Source organism: Amycolatopsis kentuckyensis (genome assembly GCF_041679295.1).
Taxonomy (GTDB): Bacteria; Actinomycetota; Actinomycetes; order Mycobacteriales; family Pseudonocardiaceae; genus Amycolatopsis; species Amycolatopsis kentuckyensis_A.
In genome coordinates this window covers 1,105,073-1,120,625 of sequence record NZ_JBGDMD010000002.1, presented here as the reverse complement: position 1 = coordinate 1,120,625, position 15,553 = coordinate 1,105,073, and the positions used below count along the sequence as shown (strand labels likewise).

Here is a 15,553-nt window from a genome sequence, read left to right as displayed (position 1 = left end):
TCAATACTGCCAAAAAAGCATCGCTGGACCGCAGCATTCACCCCGGGCAGAGTCGACGTCATGACCGACTTCGGCGCCAACCTCGTCGCGATGGTGACCCCCATGCAGCCCGGCGGGGCGATCAGCGGCCCCGGCCTCGCGAGCCTCGTCGACCATCTGCTCGCCACCGGCTGCGACGGCCTCGTCGTGGGTGGGACGACCGGCGAGTCCCCCACGCTGACCGAGCCCGAAGCCGCCGGGCTCGTCCGGAGCGTCGTGGCGCGGGTCGCCGGCCGGGCGCGGGTGATCGCCGGCGTCGGCACGTACGACACCGCCGCGAGCGTCCGCCGGGCCCGCGACGCCGAGGCGGCCGGCGCGGACGGGCTCCTGCTCGTCTGCCCCTACTACTCCCGCCCGACGCAGGCCGGCGTCGTCGCCCACTGCCTCGCGGTGGCCGACGCGACCGGGCTGCCGGTGATGCTCTACGACGTCCCCGCGCGCGCCGGCATCGCGATGACGCCGGCGACGCTGGCCGAGCTCGCCGCGCACCCCCGGATCCGGGCGGTCAAGGACGCGAAGGGCGACCTCTTCGAGGCGATGACGGTCATGGCGAGCACGGGACTGGCGTACTACTGCGGCATCGACGAGCTGAACCTGCCGTACCTCGCGTGCGGCGCGGCGGGCGTGGTCAGCGTGGTCGCCAACGTGGCGGCGGACCGCACGGCGGCCTTGATCGCCGCCGTCCACCGCGGCGACCTCGAGCCGGCACGGGACATCACCCGGTCACTGATCCCGCTGGTGGAGACGATCATGCGAGCCGGCCCCGGAACCACGGCGGCCAAGGCGGCACTGGCCGAGCGAGGGATCATCCCGCACGCGACGGTCCGGCTCCCGCTGGTCGAGGTCAGCTCGACGGCAGCCGGTAGACCGACACGTGCGACCGCGATCGCGTCGTGAACTCCCCGCCGGTCCAGTCCGCGTGCCGGGACTCCAGCTCGAACCCGGCCAGCCGCCCCATCAGGTCCAGCTCCGCCGGCCAGATGTAGCGCTGCGGGCACCGGCTCACCCGGGCCTGCCGCCCCTCGCCGAACGTGAAGTGGTGCGACACCAGGTGCTGGCTGACCGTGTCGTACGTGTCCACCCCGACGTACCCGGACTCGGCCGTGAAGACCAGCGCCTCCTGGTCCGGCGGGAGGCGGCGCAGCTCGGGGACGCCCAGCTCGACCACGAACCGGCCGCCCGGGCCCAGGTGACGGGCCGCGTTGCGGAAGCACTCGATCTGCTCGTCCTGGGTCAGCAGGTTGCCGATCGTGTTGTACACGACGTAGACCAGCGAAAACTCACCCGGCGCCGTCGCCGTGGCCATGTCGCCGACGACCACCGGGATCGACGCCTTCGAGCGCAGCTTCCCGAGCATCGGCCGCGACAGCTCGATGCCCGTGACGGACACACCCCGCGCGGCGAGCGGGACGGCCACCCGGCCGGTGCCGATCGCGAACTCCAGCGCGCGGCCGTCGCCGGCCAGCGCGGCGAGGCGGTCGACGACCGGGTCCACGACCTCCGGCGCGAACATGCCGCGGCCCGGGGTGTCGTAGCGTTCGGCGGCCTCGACGTCCCAGATGTCTTCTTGACGCACATCCCCACCCTCGCCGCCACCCCTAAACCTGTCCAACCATTAAAGCTTGCCCGATTTCGGGCAGGAATTTGAAGTCGTCGACACGCGCAAGGCATGATGGCCGACGTGGCAGAGACCGACATCGTCGAGCGCGTGGCCGCGTCCACCGGTCTGCCGCCGGGGGTCGCCGCCCGCGTCGTCGACGACGTCCTCGCCTACTACCGGACACCCACCGAGGCCTACGTCCGCCGCCGGCACGCCGAGCTGCAGGCCGAGGGCCGGAAGAACCCCGAGATCTTCCCGCTCATCGCCGCCGAGCTCCGGGGCCGGCTGGTGGCCGCGCCCGACCTGTCCGAGCGCCAGCTGCGGCGCATCGTCTACGGCTGAAAGAAGGTTCGCCATGTGCGGGATCGTCGGCTACATCGGCGGCCAGAACGCCGCCCCCATCCTCCTCGAAGGCCTGACCCGGCTCGAGTACCGCGGGTACGACTCCGCGGGCATCGCCGTCCTCGGCGCCAAGGGCGCCCCGCAGGTCCACCGCGTCGTCGGCCGGGTCCGCAACCTCGCCGCCGCGCTGCCCAAGCGCCTGGCCGGCAAGGCCGGCATCGGCCACACGCGCTGGGCGACGCACGGCCCGGCGTCGGAGGCCAACGCGCACCCGCACACGTCCGAAGACGGCCGGATCAGCGTCGTCCACAACGGCATCATCGACAACGCCGACGCGCTGCGCGCCCAGCTCACCGACGCCGGTGTCACCCTCACCTCCGAGACCGACACCGAGGTCCTCGCCCACCTGATCGCGCGCTCGGCCGCGGAAACGCTCGAAGACGCCGTGGTCGAGGCCGTCTCGCGGATCACCGGCACGTACGCGATCGCCGTCGCCGACAGCGAGCACCCCGACCGGCTCGTCATCGCCCGCAACGGCTCCCCGCTGATCATCGGCGTCGGCGAGCGCGAGATGTTCGTCGCCAGCGACCTCGCCGCGCTGGTCCGGCACACCTCGCAGGTCGCGCACCTCGACGACGGCGAGTTCGCCACGGTCTTCGCCACCGGCTACCGCACCTTCACCGTCGACGAGAGCGACACCACCAAGCCGGCCACCGAGATCGACATCGCGGCCGAAGACCTCGACCTCGGCGGCTTCCCGCACTACATGGTCAAGGAGATCCAGGAGCAGCCCGAATCCGTCGAGCGGATCATCCGCGGCCGGCTCGACGACCGGTTCGGCGTCGCCCGGCTCGACGGGCTCAACCTGACGCCGCGGGAGCTGCGCGGGTTCAGCCGCGTGAAGATCCTCGGCTGCGGCTCGGCCTACTACGTCGGCCAGATCGGCGCGACGATGATCGAGGAGCTGGCCCGGATCCCGGCCGACGCCGAAGCCGCGTCGGAGTTCCGCTACCGCAACCCGATCATCGAAGCGGACACGCTCTACATCGCGGTCAGCCAGTCCGGCGAGACGATCGACACCGCGTTCGCCGTCGAGGAGATCAAGCGCAAGGGCGGCCGGGTGGTCGGCCTGGTCAACGTCGTCGGCTCGACCATCGCGCGTGCCTGCGACGGCGGTGTCTACCTGCACGCCGGCCCGGAGATCGCGGTCGCCTCGACCAAGGCGCTGACGAACATGGCCGTCGGTTTCGCGTTGATCGCGCTGGCCCTCGGCCGGGTCCGCGATTTGTCCAATGCGGACGGTCAGCGGATCATCGCCGCGATCCGCGCGCTGCCCGGCCAGATCAAGGCCGTCCTGGACGCCGAACCGGAGATCGCGGAGCACGCGAAGGCCGCGGCCACCGCGAAGAGCCTGTTCTTCATCGGCCGCGTCCGCGGCTACCCGGTGGCCCGCGAGGGCGCGCAGAAGTTCAAGGAGATCTCCTACCGCCACGCCGAGGCGTACCAGACGTCGGAGCTGAAGCACGGCCCGCTGGCCCTGATCGACGACACGCTCCCGACGGTCGCGATCGTGCCCGCCGACGAGCTCGCCGGCCGGAACCTGGCCGCGTTGCAGCAGATCAAGGCCCGCGGCGGGGCCGTCCTGGCCGTGACGCACGAGGACGTCGACTTCGGCGAGCTGGACGTCCCGCGGATCGTCGTGCCGCGGACCGAGCCGGAGCTCGACCCGATCCTGCTGACCATCCCGTTGCAGCTGCTCGCCTACCACGCGGCGCTGACCCTGGGCTACGACATCGACAAGCCGCGCAACCTCGCCAAGTCCGTCACGGTGGAGTGAAGCCGGGCCTGCTTGGGCATGTTCCAGCCGAGCACGCCGGTCACCCGGCCACCCTCGCGGTACTCGGCCACGAACCGGTTCGCTGCCACCTCGCCGTCCACAATGGACACCTCGGCGTCGGCGGACAGTGTCCCGTACACGTGGATCCGGGCGTCGAACTGGTTGGTCCAGAAGTACGGCACCGGCGTGTACGGGCGGTCGTCGCCGAGGATGGTGCCCGCGACGGCGGCCGCCTGCTCGGTCGCGTTGGTCCGGTTTTCCAAGCGCAGCAGCGCGTCCAGGCCTTCGTGGTGCCAGCGCGCCACGTCGCCGGCCGCGTAGATCCCGTCCGCCGCCCGGCAGCGGGAGTCGCACACGACGCCGTTGTCGCACAGCAGCCCGCTGCCCGCCAGCCAGTCCGTCGCCGGGGCCGCGCCGAACGCCACCACCACGACGTCGGCGGGCAGCACCTCACCGGTCTCCAGGCGGACGCCGGTGACCCGACCGTCCTCGGAGGACAGTCCGGTGACCGCGGACCCCAGTCGCAGCGCGACACCGCGGTCGGCGTGCAGCGACGCGAGCAGACCCGCGGCCAGGGGCCCGAACTGGTACGCAAGCGGCGCGGACTGCGGACCGGCCAGGGTGACCGGCACGCCGAGGCCGCACACGGTCGCCGCGATCTCCGCGCCGAGGACGCCGTCGCCGACGACCACGACCCGCTTGTCCGGCGCCAGGTCCGCGCGCAGGCCCAGCGCGTCGTCGAGGGTGCGCAGCACGTGGACCCCCGCGAGGCCGGCCTGGCCCGGCAGCGTGCGGGGCCGGAGCCCGGTGGCGAGCACGACAGCGTCCGCGGTCAGCGCCCGCCCCTGTGCCGTGTGGACGGTCCGCGCGCGGGCGTCCAGCCGCACCGCGGGATCGCCGAGCACGAACTCGGCGTCCAACGCGGACAGGGCGTCGGGGGTACGTAAGCTCGCCTGCGTAGGTGTCCAGCTCCCGGCGAGGACCTGTTTGGACAGCGGCGGCCGGTCGTAGGGGAGGTGCGTTTCGGCGCCCAGCACGGTCACGCCACCGTCGTAGCCCTTGCGGCGCAGGGCTTCGACGGTCGCGAGGCCGGCCGCCGAAGCGCCGACGACCAGGACGTTCACGCGTCCTCGCTGACCGAGATCGCGACGCCGGGGCAGACGCTCGCCGCCTCCCGGACGGTCGCGTGCAGCTCTTCGCCGGGGGTCTCGTCGAGGAGGATGACGATGCCGTCGTCGTCGCGCTGGTCGAACACGTCCGGCGCGAGCATCACGCAGGTGCCGGCGCCGCAGCACTTTCCTTCGTCCACAGTGACCTTCATGCCTGTTCCTCTCCTGGGTTCCGGGGTGTCACGGGAGCGAGCCAGAGGCCGACGAGGGCGTCGGTGAGGCCGGTGGCGGCTTCACGCCAGTTGGCTCGCGGGGTGTTGCCAATCCGGCCAAAAGTAGGCCGCCCCCCGGGCGGCGCGCGACCGTTGCTACGAAGCCATTCGGCCGTGACTGTGATCGGATTGGCAACGATCGGCGCAGTGCTGCCTTCGGCGAGCGCGCGTTCGCGCTCGGCCATCGTGTGGATCAGCAGCTGACGGGTCATGGCACTGCGTTCGGCGCGGACGTCGGCGGGCAGCTCGGGCAGGCACCGGCTCAGCCCCTCCACGGTCCGCGCCAGCGACGGCGACGAGAGCGTCTCGGCGGCGACGGCCGACCGCAGCGACGGCTCGGTCATCACCTGCGCGGTGAACCGGGCGAACCAGCTCGGCGTGCCCGCCCGCGCCAGGTGTTCGGTCGACGGGTGGACCAGGCACCGGACCCAGTCGCGCAGGTCCGCGCCGGCGCCGAGCCCGGCGAGCATGCGCGCCCGCAGCTCTTCCACCGCCGCGGAGTGCCGGCGGGCAATGGCCCGGACGAGGTCGGCGCGGGTGCCGAAGTGGTACCCGACGGCGGTGTTGTTGCCCTGCCCGGCGGCCTCGCTGATCTGCCGGTTGGACACGGCGAGCACGCCGTGCTCGGCGTAGAGCCGTTCCGCCGCCGTCAGGATCGCCTCCCGCGTCGCGTACGCCCGGTCCACCGCGGTCACCACCGGACGGGCAGTTCCCGCAGTCCGCCGACGGCGAGCCCTTCGACGCGGCGCAGCTCGTCCGCGGGGACGGCCAGCTCGAGCGACGGCAGCTTGCGCAGCAGGACTTCCAGCGTCACCTGCAGTTCGGTGCGGGCCAGCGGCTGCCCGAGGCAGGCGTGCGCGCCGGCGCCGAACGCGAGGTGCGGGTTCGGGCTGCGGCCGAGGTCCATTTCGGACGCGTTCTCGAACGCGGTCTCGTCCCGGTTCGCCGCGGCCATGCTGCACATCGCGGTGGTGCCACCGGGCAGGACGGTGCCGGCGACCTCGAAGTCGTCGGAAAGGTAGCGGGACATGCCGATCCCCGCGTTCGCGTCGAACCGCAGGGACTCCTCGACGGCGGTGCGCACGAGCGCCGGGTCGGCCAGCAGCCGCTCCCACCGCGTCCGGTCGGCGAGCAGCATCGCGACCATCTTGGCGATCATGTTGGCGGTGGTCTCGTGGCCGGCGATCAGCAGGCCGATGCCGGTGGCGATCAGCATCGAGTCCGGCCAGCCTTCGGGCAGCAGCGCGCTGAGGATGTCGTCGCCGGGGTCTTCGCGCTTGGCGGCGATGAGCCCGCCCATGTAGCGCCCGAACTCCTGCTGCGCGGCGTCGAACTCGGCCTGGGTGTAGCGGGTCATGCTGAGCATGACGTCCGACCAGTGCGCGAACCGGTCCCGGTCGGTGTCGGGCACGCCGAGCATGTCACAGATGACCCAGACGGGCAGCGGGAAGGCGAGCCCGGCCTTGAGGTCCCCGGGCGCGCCCTTCGCGACGAGGTCGTCGACGAGCTGCTCGGCCATCGCGGCCATCCCGGGCCGCAGCGCGTTCATCCGCTTGGCGGTGAACCACTTCCCGATCGTGCGGCGCCAGGTGAGGTGGGCCTCGCCGTGCTGCGGGAGGACGGTCGCCATCTCGCTGTTGAACACCCCGCCGGACTCGGTGTCGGCGACGCGGGCGGCGTTGTCGGCCGGCGTGGGCCGGGTCCACCGCGGATCGGACAGCACGTTCTTGACGTCGGCGTAGCGGGTGACCAGGGCGGCCTCGTCCCCGCTGGCCAGCCGCACGGGCGCGACCGGGCACTTCGCCCGGAACTCGGCCCACTCCGCGGGCGGCGCCAGGGCGGTGTCGGCGACGAACGGGAAGCGCGGCAGCTCGGTGTGGCTTTGCGTCATGGCGGTCTCCTCGTTGGTGAATGACCCCTGTGATGCAGCATGGCCACGAAACTAGATTACGTCAAGCGCTTGACTTAAATGTCGATGATGACGGGCGCCCGGACGCTTCCGGCCGGTCTACTCGCGCTCGACCTTGCGCAGGCCGCCCTCGGGCGTCCACCACTCGACGACCAGCAGCGTCGCCGCCTCGTTCAAGTGGGTGTGCACCACCTCGGCGACGTCCACGCGGAAGCGCTCGCCGTCGTCGACGGCCCGGCCGGAGATCTTCGCCTCCCCCGGCCACTTCGCCTCTTCACCGTCGACCGGGTCGACGGTCGCGCTGTGCAGCGCCACCCGTGGATCCCGCCGCAGATCGGCACCCTTGCGCGCGTTCGGCATCGAGCCGAACGTCAGCTCGCCGTCGTCGAACTTCATTTCGATCCCCGAAATCCGGGGCGAACCGTCGGCCCGCAGGGTCGCCATCGTCTTGTGCCTGCGCGCGTCGAACAACGTCCGCACGCGCTGAGCGAACTCCGGTTCCGCCGCTTCGAACTCACGCCACGCCGTCATCCGGGCATGATGGCAGCCACCGCGCGGGGACGGCGACGGGTTTGCGGAACACCAGTCCCGCCGGCGCGGCCGGCTCTGCCAGCTCGATCCCGGGCAGCCGGTCGAGCACGGTCTCCACGGCGATCCGCGTCTCCAGCCGGGCGAGGTCGGCGCCGAGGCAGAAGTGCGGCCCGTGCGCGAACGCCAGCTGCTTGCGCAGGTCCGGCCGGGCCGGGTCGAAGACGTCCGGGTTCTCGAACACCGCCGGGTCGCGGTTGGCGGCCGTGAGCGAAACCGTCACGAGGTCACCACGGGCGATGGACGCACCCGCGAGCGAGACGTCCCGGGTGGCGTACCGGTCGACCACCGCCGCCGCGGGTTCCAGGCGCAGCGACTCCTCGATCGCGGCCGGGACGAGCGCGCGGTCCGCCCGCACCGCCTCGAGCTGGGCCGGGTCGCGCAGCAGGTGCAGCAGGAGGTTGGCGATCATGCCCTCGGTCGTCTCGATGCCGCCGAACATCAGCACCGCCGCGTTCGACACCACCTCCGGCAGTTCCAGCGCCGTGGCCGCCTCGGTGAGCAGCGACGGCCGCCCGACCGTTCCTTCGATGTGCGCGCGCAGCTCGCCGAACGCCGCCGCGCCCCGGTCTCCCGGCTCCCGTCCGGCCGAAATGTCGTCCACTGTGGACACGATGGCGTCGTACCAGGCCAGCACCTTCGCGGTGTCAGTGCCGTCCAGGCCCAGCGCGTCGGCCACCACCGCGACCGACAGCGGGCCGGCCAGCGCCCGCCGCAGCTCCGCCCGCCCGGCGGCGGCGAACCCGTCGACCAGCCGGGCGCACTCCGCGCGGACGAACCCTTCGAAGCGCTCGGAAATCTCCCGCGGCCGGAAGTGCCGGGCGAACGGCGTCCGGTGCCGGGTGTGCGCACCCGCGTCGAGCGAGAGCATCGACGGGCCGACGACCCGGGCGGTCGAGAAGCGCGGGTCGTCCACGGTGAACGTCGCCGCATCACGCATGACGTGCAGTGCGAGGTCGTGCCGCGTGACGAGCCAGCCGGTCAGCTCCGGCAGCCAGGCCACCGGCTCGGTCGCCCGGAGCCGGGCCAGCAGCGGGTACGGGTCGGTCGTGAGCTGCTCGATCGTCACGCGCGCAGCCCCGCGATGAGCAGCCCGACCAGCCGGCGAGCGTTGTAGTCCGGATTGCCGTCTTCCGCGCCGACGCACAGGTTGCCGACCCCGCGCATCAGCTCCAGCGGGCGCACCTTCGCGGTCAGCTCGGCGGCTTCGAGCAGCTGGGCGCACACCGGGACCAGGCGATCGAGGAAGTACGCGTGCAGTGAGGCGAAGCCGTCACCCTGCAGCACCCCCGCGAGCCCGTGCTTGGTCACCAGGAAGTCGACGAACAGGTCGATCCACTCCGCCAGGGCCGCGTGCGGCGAAGACGCCGTCTCCAGCAGTACCGGGCCCGCGTCGGCGCAGGCCTCCACCTGGTGCCGGTAGACGGCGACGATCAGATCGGCCCGCGTCGGGAAGTGGCGGTAGATCGTGCCCATCCCGACGCCGGCCTTCGCCGCGATGTCCCGCACCGGCGCGTCCACCCCCGACGCGACGAAGACGGCGGCCGCCGCGTCGAGCAGCGTCTTCTCGTTGCGCCGGGCGTCCGCGCGCTTGGGTTTGCTCACACCACACCTCCCGGGTTGCTAACCGGAACAATGCTCCGTATGGTTAACGGAGCAACGTTCCGCTTGCCATCATCCCACGGAGGGATCCCCTCATGCAGTACCGCACCCTGGGCCGCACCGGCGTCCAGGTCAGCAGCCTCGCCCTCGGCGCGATGAACTTCGGCGCGATCGGGCGCACCACCCAGGACGAGGCCACCGCCATCGTCGACGCCGCCCTCGAGAACGGCGTCAACCTGATCGACACCGCCGACATGTACGGCCAGGGCGAGTCGGAGGTCATGGTCGGCCAGGCGATCAGGAACCGCCGCGACGACCTGGTGCTCGCCACGAAGGCCGCCATGCCGATGGGCGAGGAGCGCAACCACCGCGGCACCTCGCGCCGCTGGATCTTCAAGGCCCTCGAAGACAGCCTGCGCCGGCTCGACGTCGACCACGTCGACCTGTACCAGATGCACCGCTGGGACCCCGCCACGAGCGACGAGGAAGCGCTTTCCGCGCTGACCGACCTCCAGCGCGCCGGCAAGATCCGCTACTTCGGCTCGTCGACGTTCCCGGCGTACCGGATCGTGCAGGCCCAGTGGGCCGCGCGGGAAAACCGGCTGGGCCGCTACGTCACCGAGCAGCCCAGCTACTCGATCCTGCAACGCGGCATCGAGGCGCACGTCCTGCCGGTGACGCAGGAGTACGGCCTCGGCGTGCTGGCCTGGAGCCCGCTCGCGTCGGGCTGGCTGTCGGGCGCGGTCCGCGCCGGCCGGGAGATCACGACGAACCGCGCCGGCGTCCTGCCGCAGCGCTTCGACCTCACCGACCCGGCCAACCAGGCCCGGCTGGACGCCGTCGAGAAGCTCGTCAAGATCGCCGAGCAGGCCGGGCTGACGCTCATCCAGCTGGCGCTCGGGTTCGTGACCGCCCACCCGGGCGTGACCAGCGCGCTCATCGGCCCGCGCACGCTCGGCCACCTGGAGTCGCAGCTCGCGGCGGCCGACACCGCCCTGCCCGCCGACGTCCTCGACGAGATCGACGCGGTCGTCGCGCCCGGCGTCGACCTGGCCGCGCACGAGAAGTTCGACACCCCGCCCGCCCTGCTCGAGAAGTCCCTCCGGAGGCGTTGATGACCAGCTTCGGCATCCTGACCGCACCGATGAACGTCGGCTACGACGAGATCCAGCGCGTCTGGCGCGAAGCCGACGAGATCCCGGAGATCGAGCACGCCTGGCTGTTCGACCACCTCATGCCGATCGGCGGTGACCCGGACGGCCCGATCTTCGAGGGCTGGACGCTGCTTTCGGCGCTGGCCGCGCAGACCGAGCGGATCCGGCTCGGCCTGATGGTCACCAGCAACCGCTTCCGGCCACCGGCGGTGCTGGCGAAGATCGCGACCACCGTGGACATCGTCTCCGGCGGACGCCTCGACTTCGGCATCGGCGCCGGTTCGCGGCCCAGCCACCCGTTGGCACGGCGCGAATACGACGGCCACGGCCTGCCGTACCACACCCAGGACGACGCCGTCGCCGCGCTGGCCGAGGCGTGCACGGTCATCCGTCGCTTGTGGACAGAGGACTCCCCGTTCGACTTCGACGGCGAGTACGTCAAGCTGAAGGGCGCGTTCGGCAACCCGAAGCCCGTGCAGCGGCCGCACCCGCCGATCATGATCGGCGGCCGGGCGAGCGCGACGCTGCGCGTGGTCGCCGAGCACGCCGACCAGTGGAACATCCCGGGCGGTGGCGACATCGACGACCTCGCCGGCCGCAGCAAGCTCCTCGACCGCTACTGCGCGGAGATCGGCCGCGACCCGGCTTCGATCCTGCGCTCGATCTTCCTCGCCGTCGACTACGACAAGCCGGCCGCCACGCGCGAGAAGATCGAGGAGGCGGTCGACCACGGGTTCGGGCACGTCGTGCTCGGCCTGGGCAACCCGTATCCGGACGGCGTCGTCCAGTGGGTCGCCGACGAGCTGATCCGCTGACCTACTTGTCGGCTCCTTCGTAGGTGCCCTGGGTGAACCGGCGCGAGAACACGAAGTAGACGATCGCGACCGGCAGCGTCATCAGCAGTGCCGCGGCGAGCTTCAGCGGGAACTGGTTGCCCTGGCCCAGCTCGCCGGACACCAGGCTCGCCACACCGCTGGTCAGCGTGTTCAGCGCCGGGTCCTGCCGGGACACGATGTAGTGCGGCAGCTCGTTCCACGATCCCTGGAACGACAGGATGGTCACGGTGATCAACGCCGGTTTCGACATCGGCAGGACCACCGACCAGAAGGTCCGGAACGGTCCGGCACCGTCGATCCGGGCGGCTTCCTCGACGCTCACCGGCACGGTGTCGAAGAACTGCTTCATGATGAACACCCCGGTGCCGTCGACCAGCAGCGGGATGATCATCGCCGCGTAGGTGTCGTACATGCCGAGCTGGTTGAGCACCAGGAACTTCGGGATCAGCAGTACCACGCTCGGGACGGCGATGACCGCCAGGACGGCCCCGAAGACCGTCCGCCGGCCGCGGAACCGCAGCCGGGACAAGGCGTAGCCGGCGAGGGAGTCGAACACGACCCGGCCGACGGTGATCGTCACCGAGACGAACACGGAGTTCATGGCCCAGCGCGGGAAGTCCTGCTCGGCCAGCGTCCGGAAGACGCTGACGGACCACTGCTGCGGCCACGGCAGGAGCGGGTGCGCGGTGGCGTCGGCGTCGGTCTTGAACGCCGTCGCGAGCTGGATGAGGAAGGGGTAGATGTACAACGCGGCGACCAGGACGAGGACCGCGTACCCGAGCCAGCGTTTCTTCATCGGCGCTCCCGCAGGGCCCAGCGCTGCACCAGCGTGAAGGCCACGATCACGACGAACAGGAGGAACGCGATCGCCGCGCCCTGGCCCCACTGGTGGCCGACGAACGACGTCGAGTACGACAGGTACGCCGGGGTCAGCGTGGTGTTGGCCGGGTTGCCGCGGCTGAGCACGTAGACCTGGTCGAAGACCTGCCACGTCCCGATCAGGCCGAGCGTCAGCACGAGGAACAACGTCGGGCGCAGCTGCGGGAGCGTGACGCGCCAGAAGCGTTGCCACGGCGTCGCGCCGTCGATGAGGGCGGCCTCGTCGACCGACGGCGGCAGGTTCTGCAGCGCCGCGTAGAACATCAGCATGAAGCCGCCGGTGGAGGTCCAGACGACGAGCACGATGATCGAGCACATCGCCACGCTGGGGCCGGCCAGCCAGTCCCACCAGGACAGTCCCAGGAAACCGTGGCCCGCCAGGGCGGCCGGCGGGTTCGCCGGGTCGCCGACGGCGAGGTGGAAGATCCCGCGCGGGTCGGCGAACCAGCTGGGACCGTCCACTCCGAACAGCTTCAGCGCGGCGTTCACCGTGCCGGTGCTGGAAAAGAGGAAGAGGAACACGACCGAGATCGCGACCGAACTGGTGACGGTCGGAAAGTAGAAGGCGGTCCGGAAGAACTGGCGGCCCTTGAGCTTCTTCTGGTGCAGGGTGAGCGCGAGGAACAACGCCAGCGCCGTCTGCAGCGGCACGACGAACAGCACGAAGTAGCCGTTGTTGCGGACGCTGGTGGCGAAGTTCCGGCGCGTCAGCCCGGGTTCGGCGAGCAGCGCGGCGTAGTTGTCCCCGCCGACGAAGTGCACGCGCGAGGAGAACGGGCTGCCGTTGCCGGTCCAGTCGCTGACACTCACCCACAGCGCCATCAGGATCGGCAGCACCATGAACAGGCCGAGCACGAGCAGCGTCGGGGTGAGGAAGAGCCAGCCGGCCCGGCCGTCGCGCCGGAGGGGGCGGCGGCTCCGGCCGCCTCGCGCGGGCGCGGCGGCCGGAGCGGTGAGGACGGTGCTCACGACGTCACTGCCCGAGCGCGGCCGCGGTGTTCTGCTGCAGCTGCTGCAGGATCCGCTTCGGGTCGGCGCCCGGCAGCTGCTGCAGCTGGGCGTCGAAGTCGGTCAGCACGGGGTCCATTTTGGTCAGTGTGACGGGCCCGTGCGCGTGCTCGGCGCCGGCGACGAACGCCGCCTGCGCGGGGAACTTCTGCTCGTACTGCGTTCGCACGGACTGCCGCGACGGGATCACGCCGAAGGCTTCGGCGAACGCGAGTTGCTGCTGCGGCTGCATGAACGAGTCGACGAGCTGCTTGGCCTGCTCCTGGAACTTGCTCTTGGCGGCGATGCCCCAGCACTGCGTGAACGACAGCGTCCCGGGCCCGGCCGGCCCGGCGGGCAGCGCGACGACGCGGTACTTGACGTTCGGGTAGTCCTTCTTCATGCCGCCGGCCAGCCAGTTGCCGTCGATGCTCATCGACGCCTTGTGCTGGCCGAACGCTTCGCCGGAGTCGCCCGCGCCGATCTGCTTCGGGTACTTGGCCGCCCCGGAGGCGAGCAGGTCGCGGACGTAGGTCAGGGCCTGGAGGTTCTGCGGCGTGTCGGCGGTGGCCTTCTTCTGGTCGGCGTCGACGGCCCAGCCGCCGGCCTGGACGAGGAAGGCGCCGATGCGGTCCCGGGTGTCGTTGAACACCAGCCCGGTGCGGCCGCCGGTGGTCAGCTTCTGCGCGACGGTCTTCAGCTGGTCCCACGTCTTGGGGACGTCGTTGTCGGTCAGCCCGGCCGCGGCCCAGTCGTCGGTGTTGATCGCGAGGGCGAGGGTCGAGAAGTCCTTGGGGGCGCAGTAGAGCTTGCCGTCCTTGGTGAAGGTCGTGCGCAGCGTCGGGTAGATGTCGTCCTTATAGGACAGGTTGTCGCCGTACGGGAGCATTTCGTCGGCGTAGCCCTGGAACTTGGTGGCATCGACGGCGAAGACGTCCGGCGGGCTGCCCGCGGCGAACCCCTGGCTGAGCTGCTGCGCGAGGTCGTTGGCGGAGACGACCTCGGCTTTCGACCCTTCGGGGTGCCACGCGGCGGCGGCGTCCTGCATGGCTTTGAGCTCGGCGCCCCCGCTCGCGGCGATCATCACCTTGAGCGTGGCGGGCCCGGCCTGCTGGGTGGCGGGCCGGGACGAGTCGTCGAAGCCGCTGCCGCAGGCGGAAAGCGGGAGCAGCAGGCCGGCCGCCGCGAAGGCGGCCACAGTTCGGCGGGGAAGCATCGATCCTCCTTGATCGCGCGGGGACTCAGGTGGTGCGGAGCACGAGGTGCGGGGTGAAGAGGGTGGTCGCGGGTTCGGTCTTCCCGCGCAGGATGGTCCGCAGCTGCCGCACGCATTCGGCCGCGACATCGGCGATGGGCTGGGCGACACTGCTCAGCCCGAGGACGGCGGCGGTGGGGGTGTCGTCGAAGCCGATGACGGCGGCATCGGCCCCGGGCCGGATCCCGCGGTCCCGGAGTTCGGCGGTGACACCGAGGGCGAGCGAGTCGCTGGCGCAGACGAACGCGGTCGGCGCGCCGCTGTCGGCAGGGTGGGCGGCGCCGGGCAGCCGGGCGGGGGCCGGGTCGCTGCCCCCCGCGTCCAGCAGCCGGGCGGCGGCCGACCGTCCCCCTTCCACGCCGTCGAACACCGCGACCTGCGGCCCCTCCCCCAAGCCGGCCGCGGCCAGGCCCGCCGCCCAGCCGGCGCGGCGGTCGTCGCCACTGCCCGACCCCTCGGGCCAACCCACGAACGCGATCCGCCGGTGTCCCTGGCGGACCAGGTGATCGGTGGCCAGCCGCGTCCCCGCGGCGCCGTCGACGTCGACCCACGGGTGCGTGTCCTCCGCACCCCACGGCCGGCCGAACGTGACGAACGGCAGCTCGCGCTCGAGCAGCCAGCGGGTGCGCAGGTCGTCGTGGTGGGTGCTGGTCAGCACGAACCCGTCGATCCCGACCGAGGCGATCAGGTCGGCGTACGCGCGGGTCTCGGCCTCGTCGTCGGCCGCGGTGAACAGCATGATCCGGTGGTCGTAGCGCTCGGCCGTCGCGGTCAGCGAGTGCAGGAACTGGTCGAGGACGACGCCGCTCACGCCGTTGCCCGACGGCGGGATGCACAGCCCGATGATCTGCGACCGCGTGGTGCGCATCTGCCGCGCCGCGGTGTTCGGGCGGTAGCCGAGCCGTTCGATGGCGGCCAGGACGCGTTCGCGCGTCTCCGGGCTCACGACCTCGGGCGAGTTGATCACGTTGGACACGGTCTGGCGCGACACCGCGGCCGCCTCGGCCACCGAGTTCAGCGTGGGCCGTCCCATGTCCTGCCTCCGGGTTTGAACGTTCAACTGCGGGCCACTCTGAACCCGTGGCGCTGAGCTGTCAAGACTTCGAAGTCAGTTGACATTCTTTCGTTTGATCGATCCAATCGT

The 15,553-nt window shown here is 71.5% G+C and carries 17 protein-coding genes; 5 read left to right on the top strand and 12 right to left on the bottom strand.

What is annotated here, in order from left to right; all coding sequences use genetic code 11:
- Nucleotides 1-60: 60 nt before the first annotated feature.
- On the top strand, nt 61-936 hold the full coding sequence (gene dapA / locus ACERZO_RS11460; protein ID WP_372664519.1) for a 4-hydroxy-tetrahydrodipicolinate synthase: 876 nt from the start codon (nt 61-63) through the stop codon (nt 934-936).
- Here dapA and ACERZO_RS11455 read toward each other — a convergent pair.
- On the bottom strand, nt 884-1,552 hold the full coding sequence (locus ACERZO_RS11455; RefSeq protein ID WP_372664621.1) for a class I SAM-dependent DNA methyltransferase: 669 nt from the start codon (nt 1,550-1,552) through the stop codon (nt 884-886). The genes dapA and ACERZO_RS11455 overlap by 53 nt on opposite strands.
- Before the next feature lie 156 nt (nt 1,553-1,708).
- On the opposite strand from ACERZO_RS11455, the gene ACERZO_RS11450 reads away from it, so the two are divergent.
- Complete coding sequence (locus tag ACERZO_RS11450) at nt 1,709-1,981, top strand: hypothetical protein (protein ID WP_364462832.1); 273 nt, start codon at nt 1,709-1,711, stop codon at nt 1,979-1,981.
- Between the two features lie 13 nt (nt 1,982-1,994).
- On the top strand, nt 1,995-3,818 hold the full coding sequence (gene glmS / locus ACERZO_RS11445) for a glutamine--fructose-6-phosphate transaminase (isomerizing) (protein WP_372664518.1): 1,824 nt from the start codon (nt 1,995-1,997) through the stop codon (nt 3,816-3,818).
- On the opposite strand, the gene ACERZO_RS11440 is transcribed toward glmS, so the two are convergent.
- The 7 genes from ACERZO_RS11440 to ACERZO_RS11410 all read right to left on the bottom strand — a co-directional run bounded on the left by ACERZO_RS11440 (nt 3,767) and on the right by ACERZO_RS11410 (nt 9,301).
- Nucleotides 3,767-4,942: an NAD(P)/FAD-dependent oxidoreductase gene (locus tag ACERZO_RS11440; protein WP_372664517.1), complete on the bottom strand. Its 1,176-nt coding sequence runs from the start codon at nt 4,940-4,942 to the stop codon at nt 3,767-3,769. The genes glmS and ACERZO_RS11440 overlap by 52 nt on opposite strands.
- Nucleotides 4,939-5,139, bottom strand: coding sequence for a ferredoxin (locus ACERZO_RS11435; protein ID WP_372664516.1), 201 nt, complete (start codon nt 5,137-5,139; stop codon nt 4,939-4,941). The genes ACERZO_RS11440 and ACERZO_RS11435 overlap by 4 nt, the downstream gene beginning before the upstream one ends.
- Nucleotides 5,136-5,894: a TetR/AcrR family transcriptional regulator gene (locus tag ACERZO_RS11430; protein WP_372664515.1), complete on the bottom strand. Its 759-nt coding sequence runs from the start codon at nt 5,892-5,894 to the stop codon at nt 5,136-5,138. The genes ACERZO_RS11435 and ACERZO_RS11430 overlap by 4 nt, the downstream gene beginning before the upstream one ends.
- On the bottom strand, nt 5,891-7,090 hold the full coding sequence (locus tag ACERZO_RS11425; protein ID WP_372664514.1) for a cytochrome P450: 1,200 nt from the start codon (nt 7,088-7,090) through the stop codon (nt 5,891-5,893). Before ACERZO_RS11425 ends, ACERZO_RS11430 begins: the two co-directional genes overlap by 4 nt.
- Before the next feature lie 117 nt (nt 7,091-7,207).
- A complete protein-coding gene (locus tag ACERZO_RS11420) occupies nt 7,208-7,639 on the bottom strand; it encodes a pyridoxamine 5'-phosphate oxidase family protein (protein WP_372664513.1) in 432 nt (143 codons plus the stop codon).
- Complete coding sequence (locus tag ACERZO_RS11415; RefSeq protein WP_372664512.1) at nt 7,623-8,765, bottom strand: cytochrome P450; 1,143 nt, start codon at nt 8,763-8,765, stop codon at nt 7,623-7,625. The genes ACERZO_RS11420 and ACERZO_RS11415 overlap by 17 nt, the downstream gene beginning before the upstream one ends.
- Nucleotides 8,762-9,301: a TetR/AcrR family transcriptional regulator gene (locus ACERZO_RS11410; protein ID WP_372664511.1), complete on the bottom strand. Its 540-nt coding sequence runs from the start codon at nt 9,299-9,301 to the stop codon at nt 8,762-8,764. The genes ACERZO_RS11415 and ACERZO_RS11410 overlap by 4 nt, the downstream gene beginning before the upstream one ends.
- Nucleotides 9,302-9,393: 92 nt before the next feature.
- Here ACERZO_RS11410 and ACERZO_RS11405 point away from each other — a divergent pair, with 92 nt between their 5' ends.
- Nucleotides 9,394-10,413 (top strand): aldo/keto reductase, encoded by a 1,020-nt coding sequence (locus ACERZO_RS11405; RefSeq protein ID WP_372664510.1) that lies wholly within the window; start codon nt 9,394-9,396, stop codon nt 10,411-10,413.
- Nucleotides 10,413-11,267, top strand: a complete 855-nt coding sequence (locus ACERZO_RS11400) for an LLM class flavin-dependent oxidoreductase (protein ID WP_372664509.1) — start codon at nt 10,413-10,415, stop codon at nt 11,265-11,267. The genes ACERZO_RS11405 and ACERZO_RS11400 overlap by 1 nt, the downstream gene beginning before the upstream one ends.
- Before the next feature lies 1 nt (nt 11,268).
- Here the strand turns inward: ACERZO_RS11400 and ACERZO_RS11395 are convergent, their stop codons facing one another.
- The 4 genes from ACERZO_RS11395 to ACERZO_RS11380 are packed head-to-tail and all read right to left on the bottom strand — an operon-like array spanning nt 11,269 to nt 15,442.
- A complete protein-coding gene (locus ACERZO_RS11395) occupies nt 11,269-12,084 on the bottom strand; it encodes a carbohydrate ABC transporter permease (RefSeq protein WP_372664508.1) in 816 nt (271 codons plus the stop codon).
- Complete coding sequence (locus ACERZO_RS11390) at nt 12,081-13,136, bottom strand: carbohydrate ABC transporter permease (protein WP_372664507.1); 1,056 nt, start codon at nt 13,134-13,136, stop codon at nt 12,081-12,083. The genes ACERZO_RS11395 and ACERZO_RS11390 overlap by 4 nt, the downstream gene beginning before the upstream one ends.
- 4 nt (nt 13,137-13,140) lie before the next feature.
- Complete coding sequence (locus tag ACERZO_RS11385) at nt 13,141-14,370, bottom strand: sugar ABC transporter substrate-binding protein (RefSeq protein WP_372664506.1); 1,230 nt, start codon at nt 14,368-14,370, stop codon at nt 13,141-13,143.
- A gap of 25 nt (nt 14,371-14,395) precedes the next feature.
- A complete protein-coding gene (locus ACERZO_RS11380; protein ID WP_372664505.1) occupies nt 14,396-15,442 on the bottom strand; it encodes a LacI family DNA-binding transcriptional regulator in 1,047 nt (348 codons plus the stop codon).
- Nucleotides 15,443-15,553: the final 111 nt, after the last annotated feature.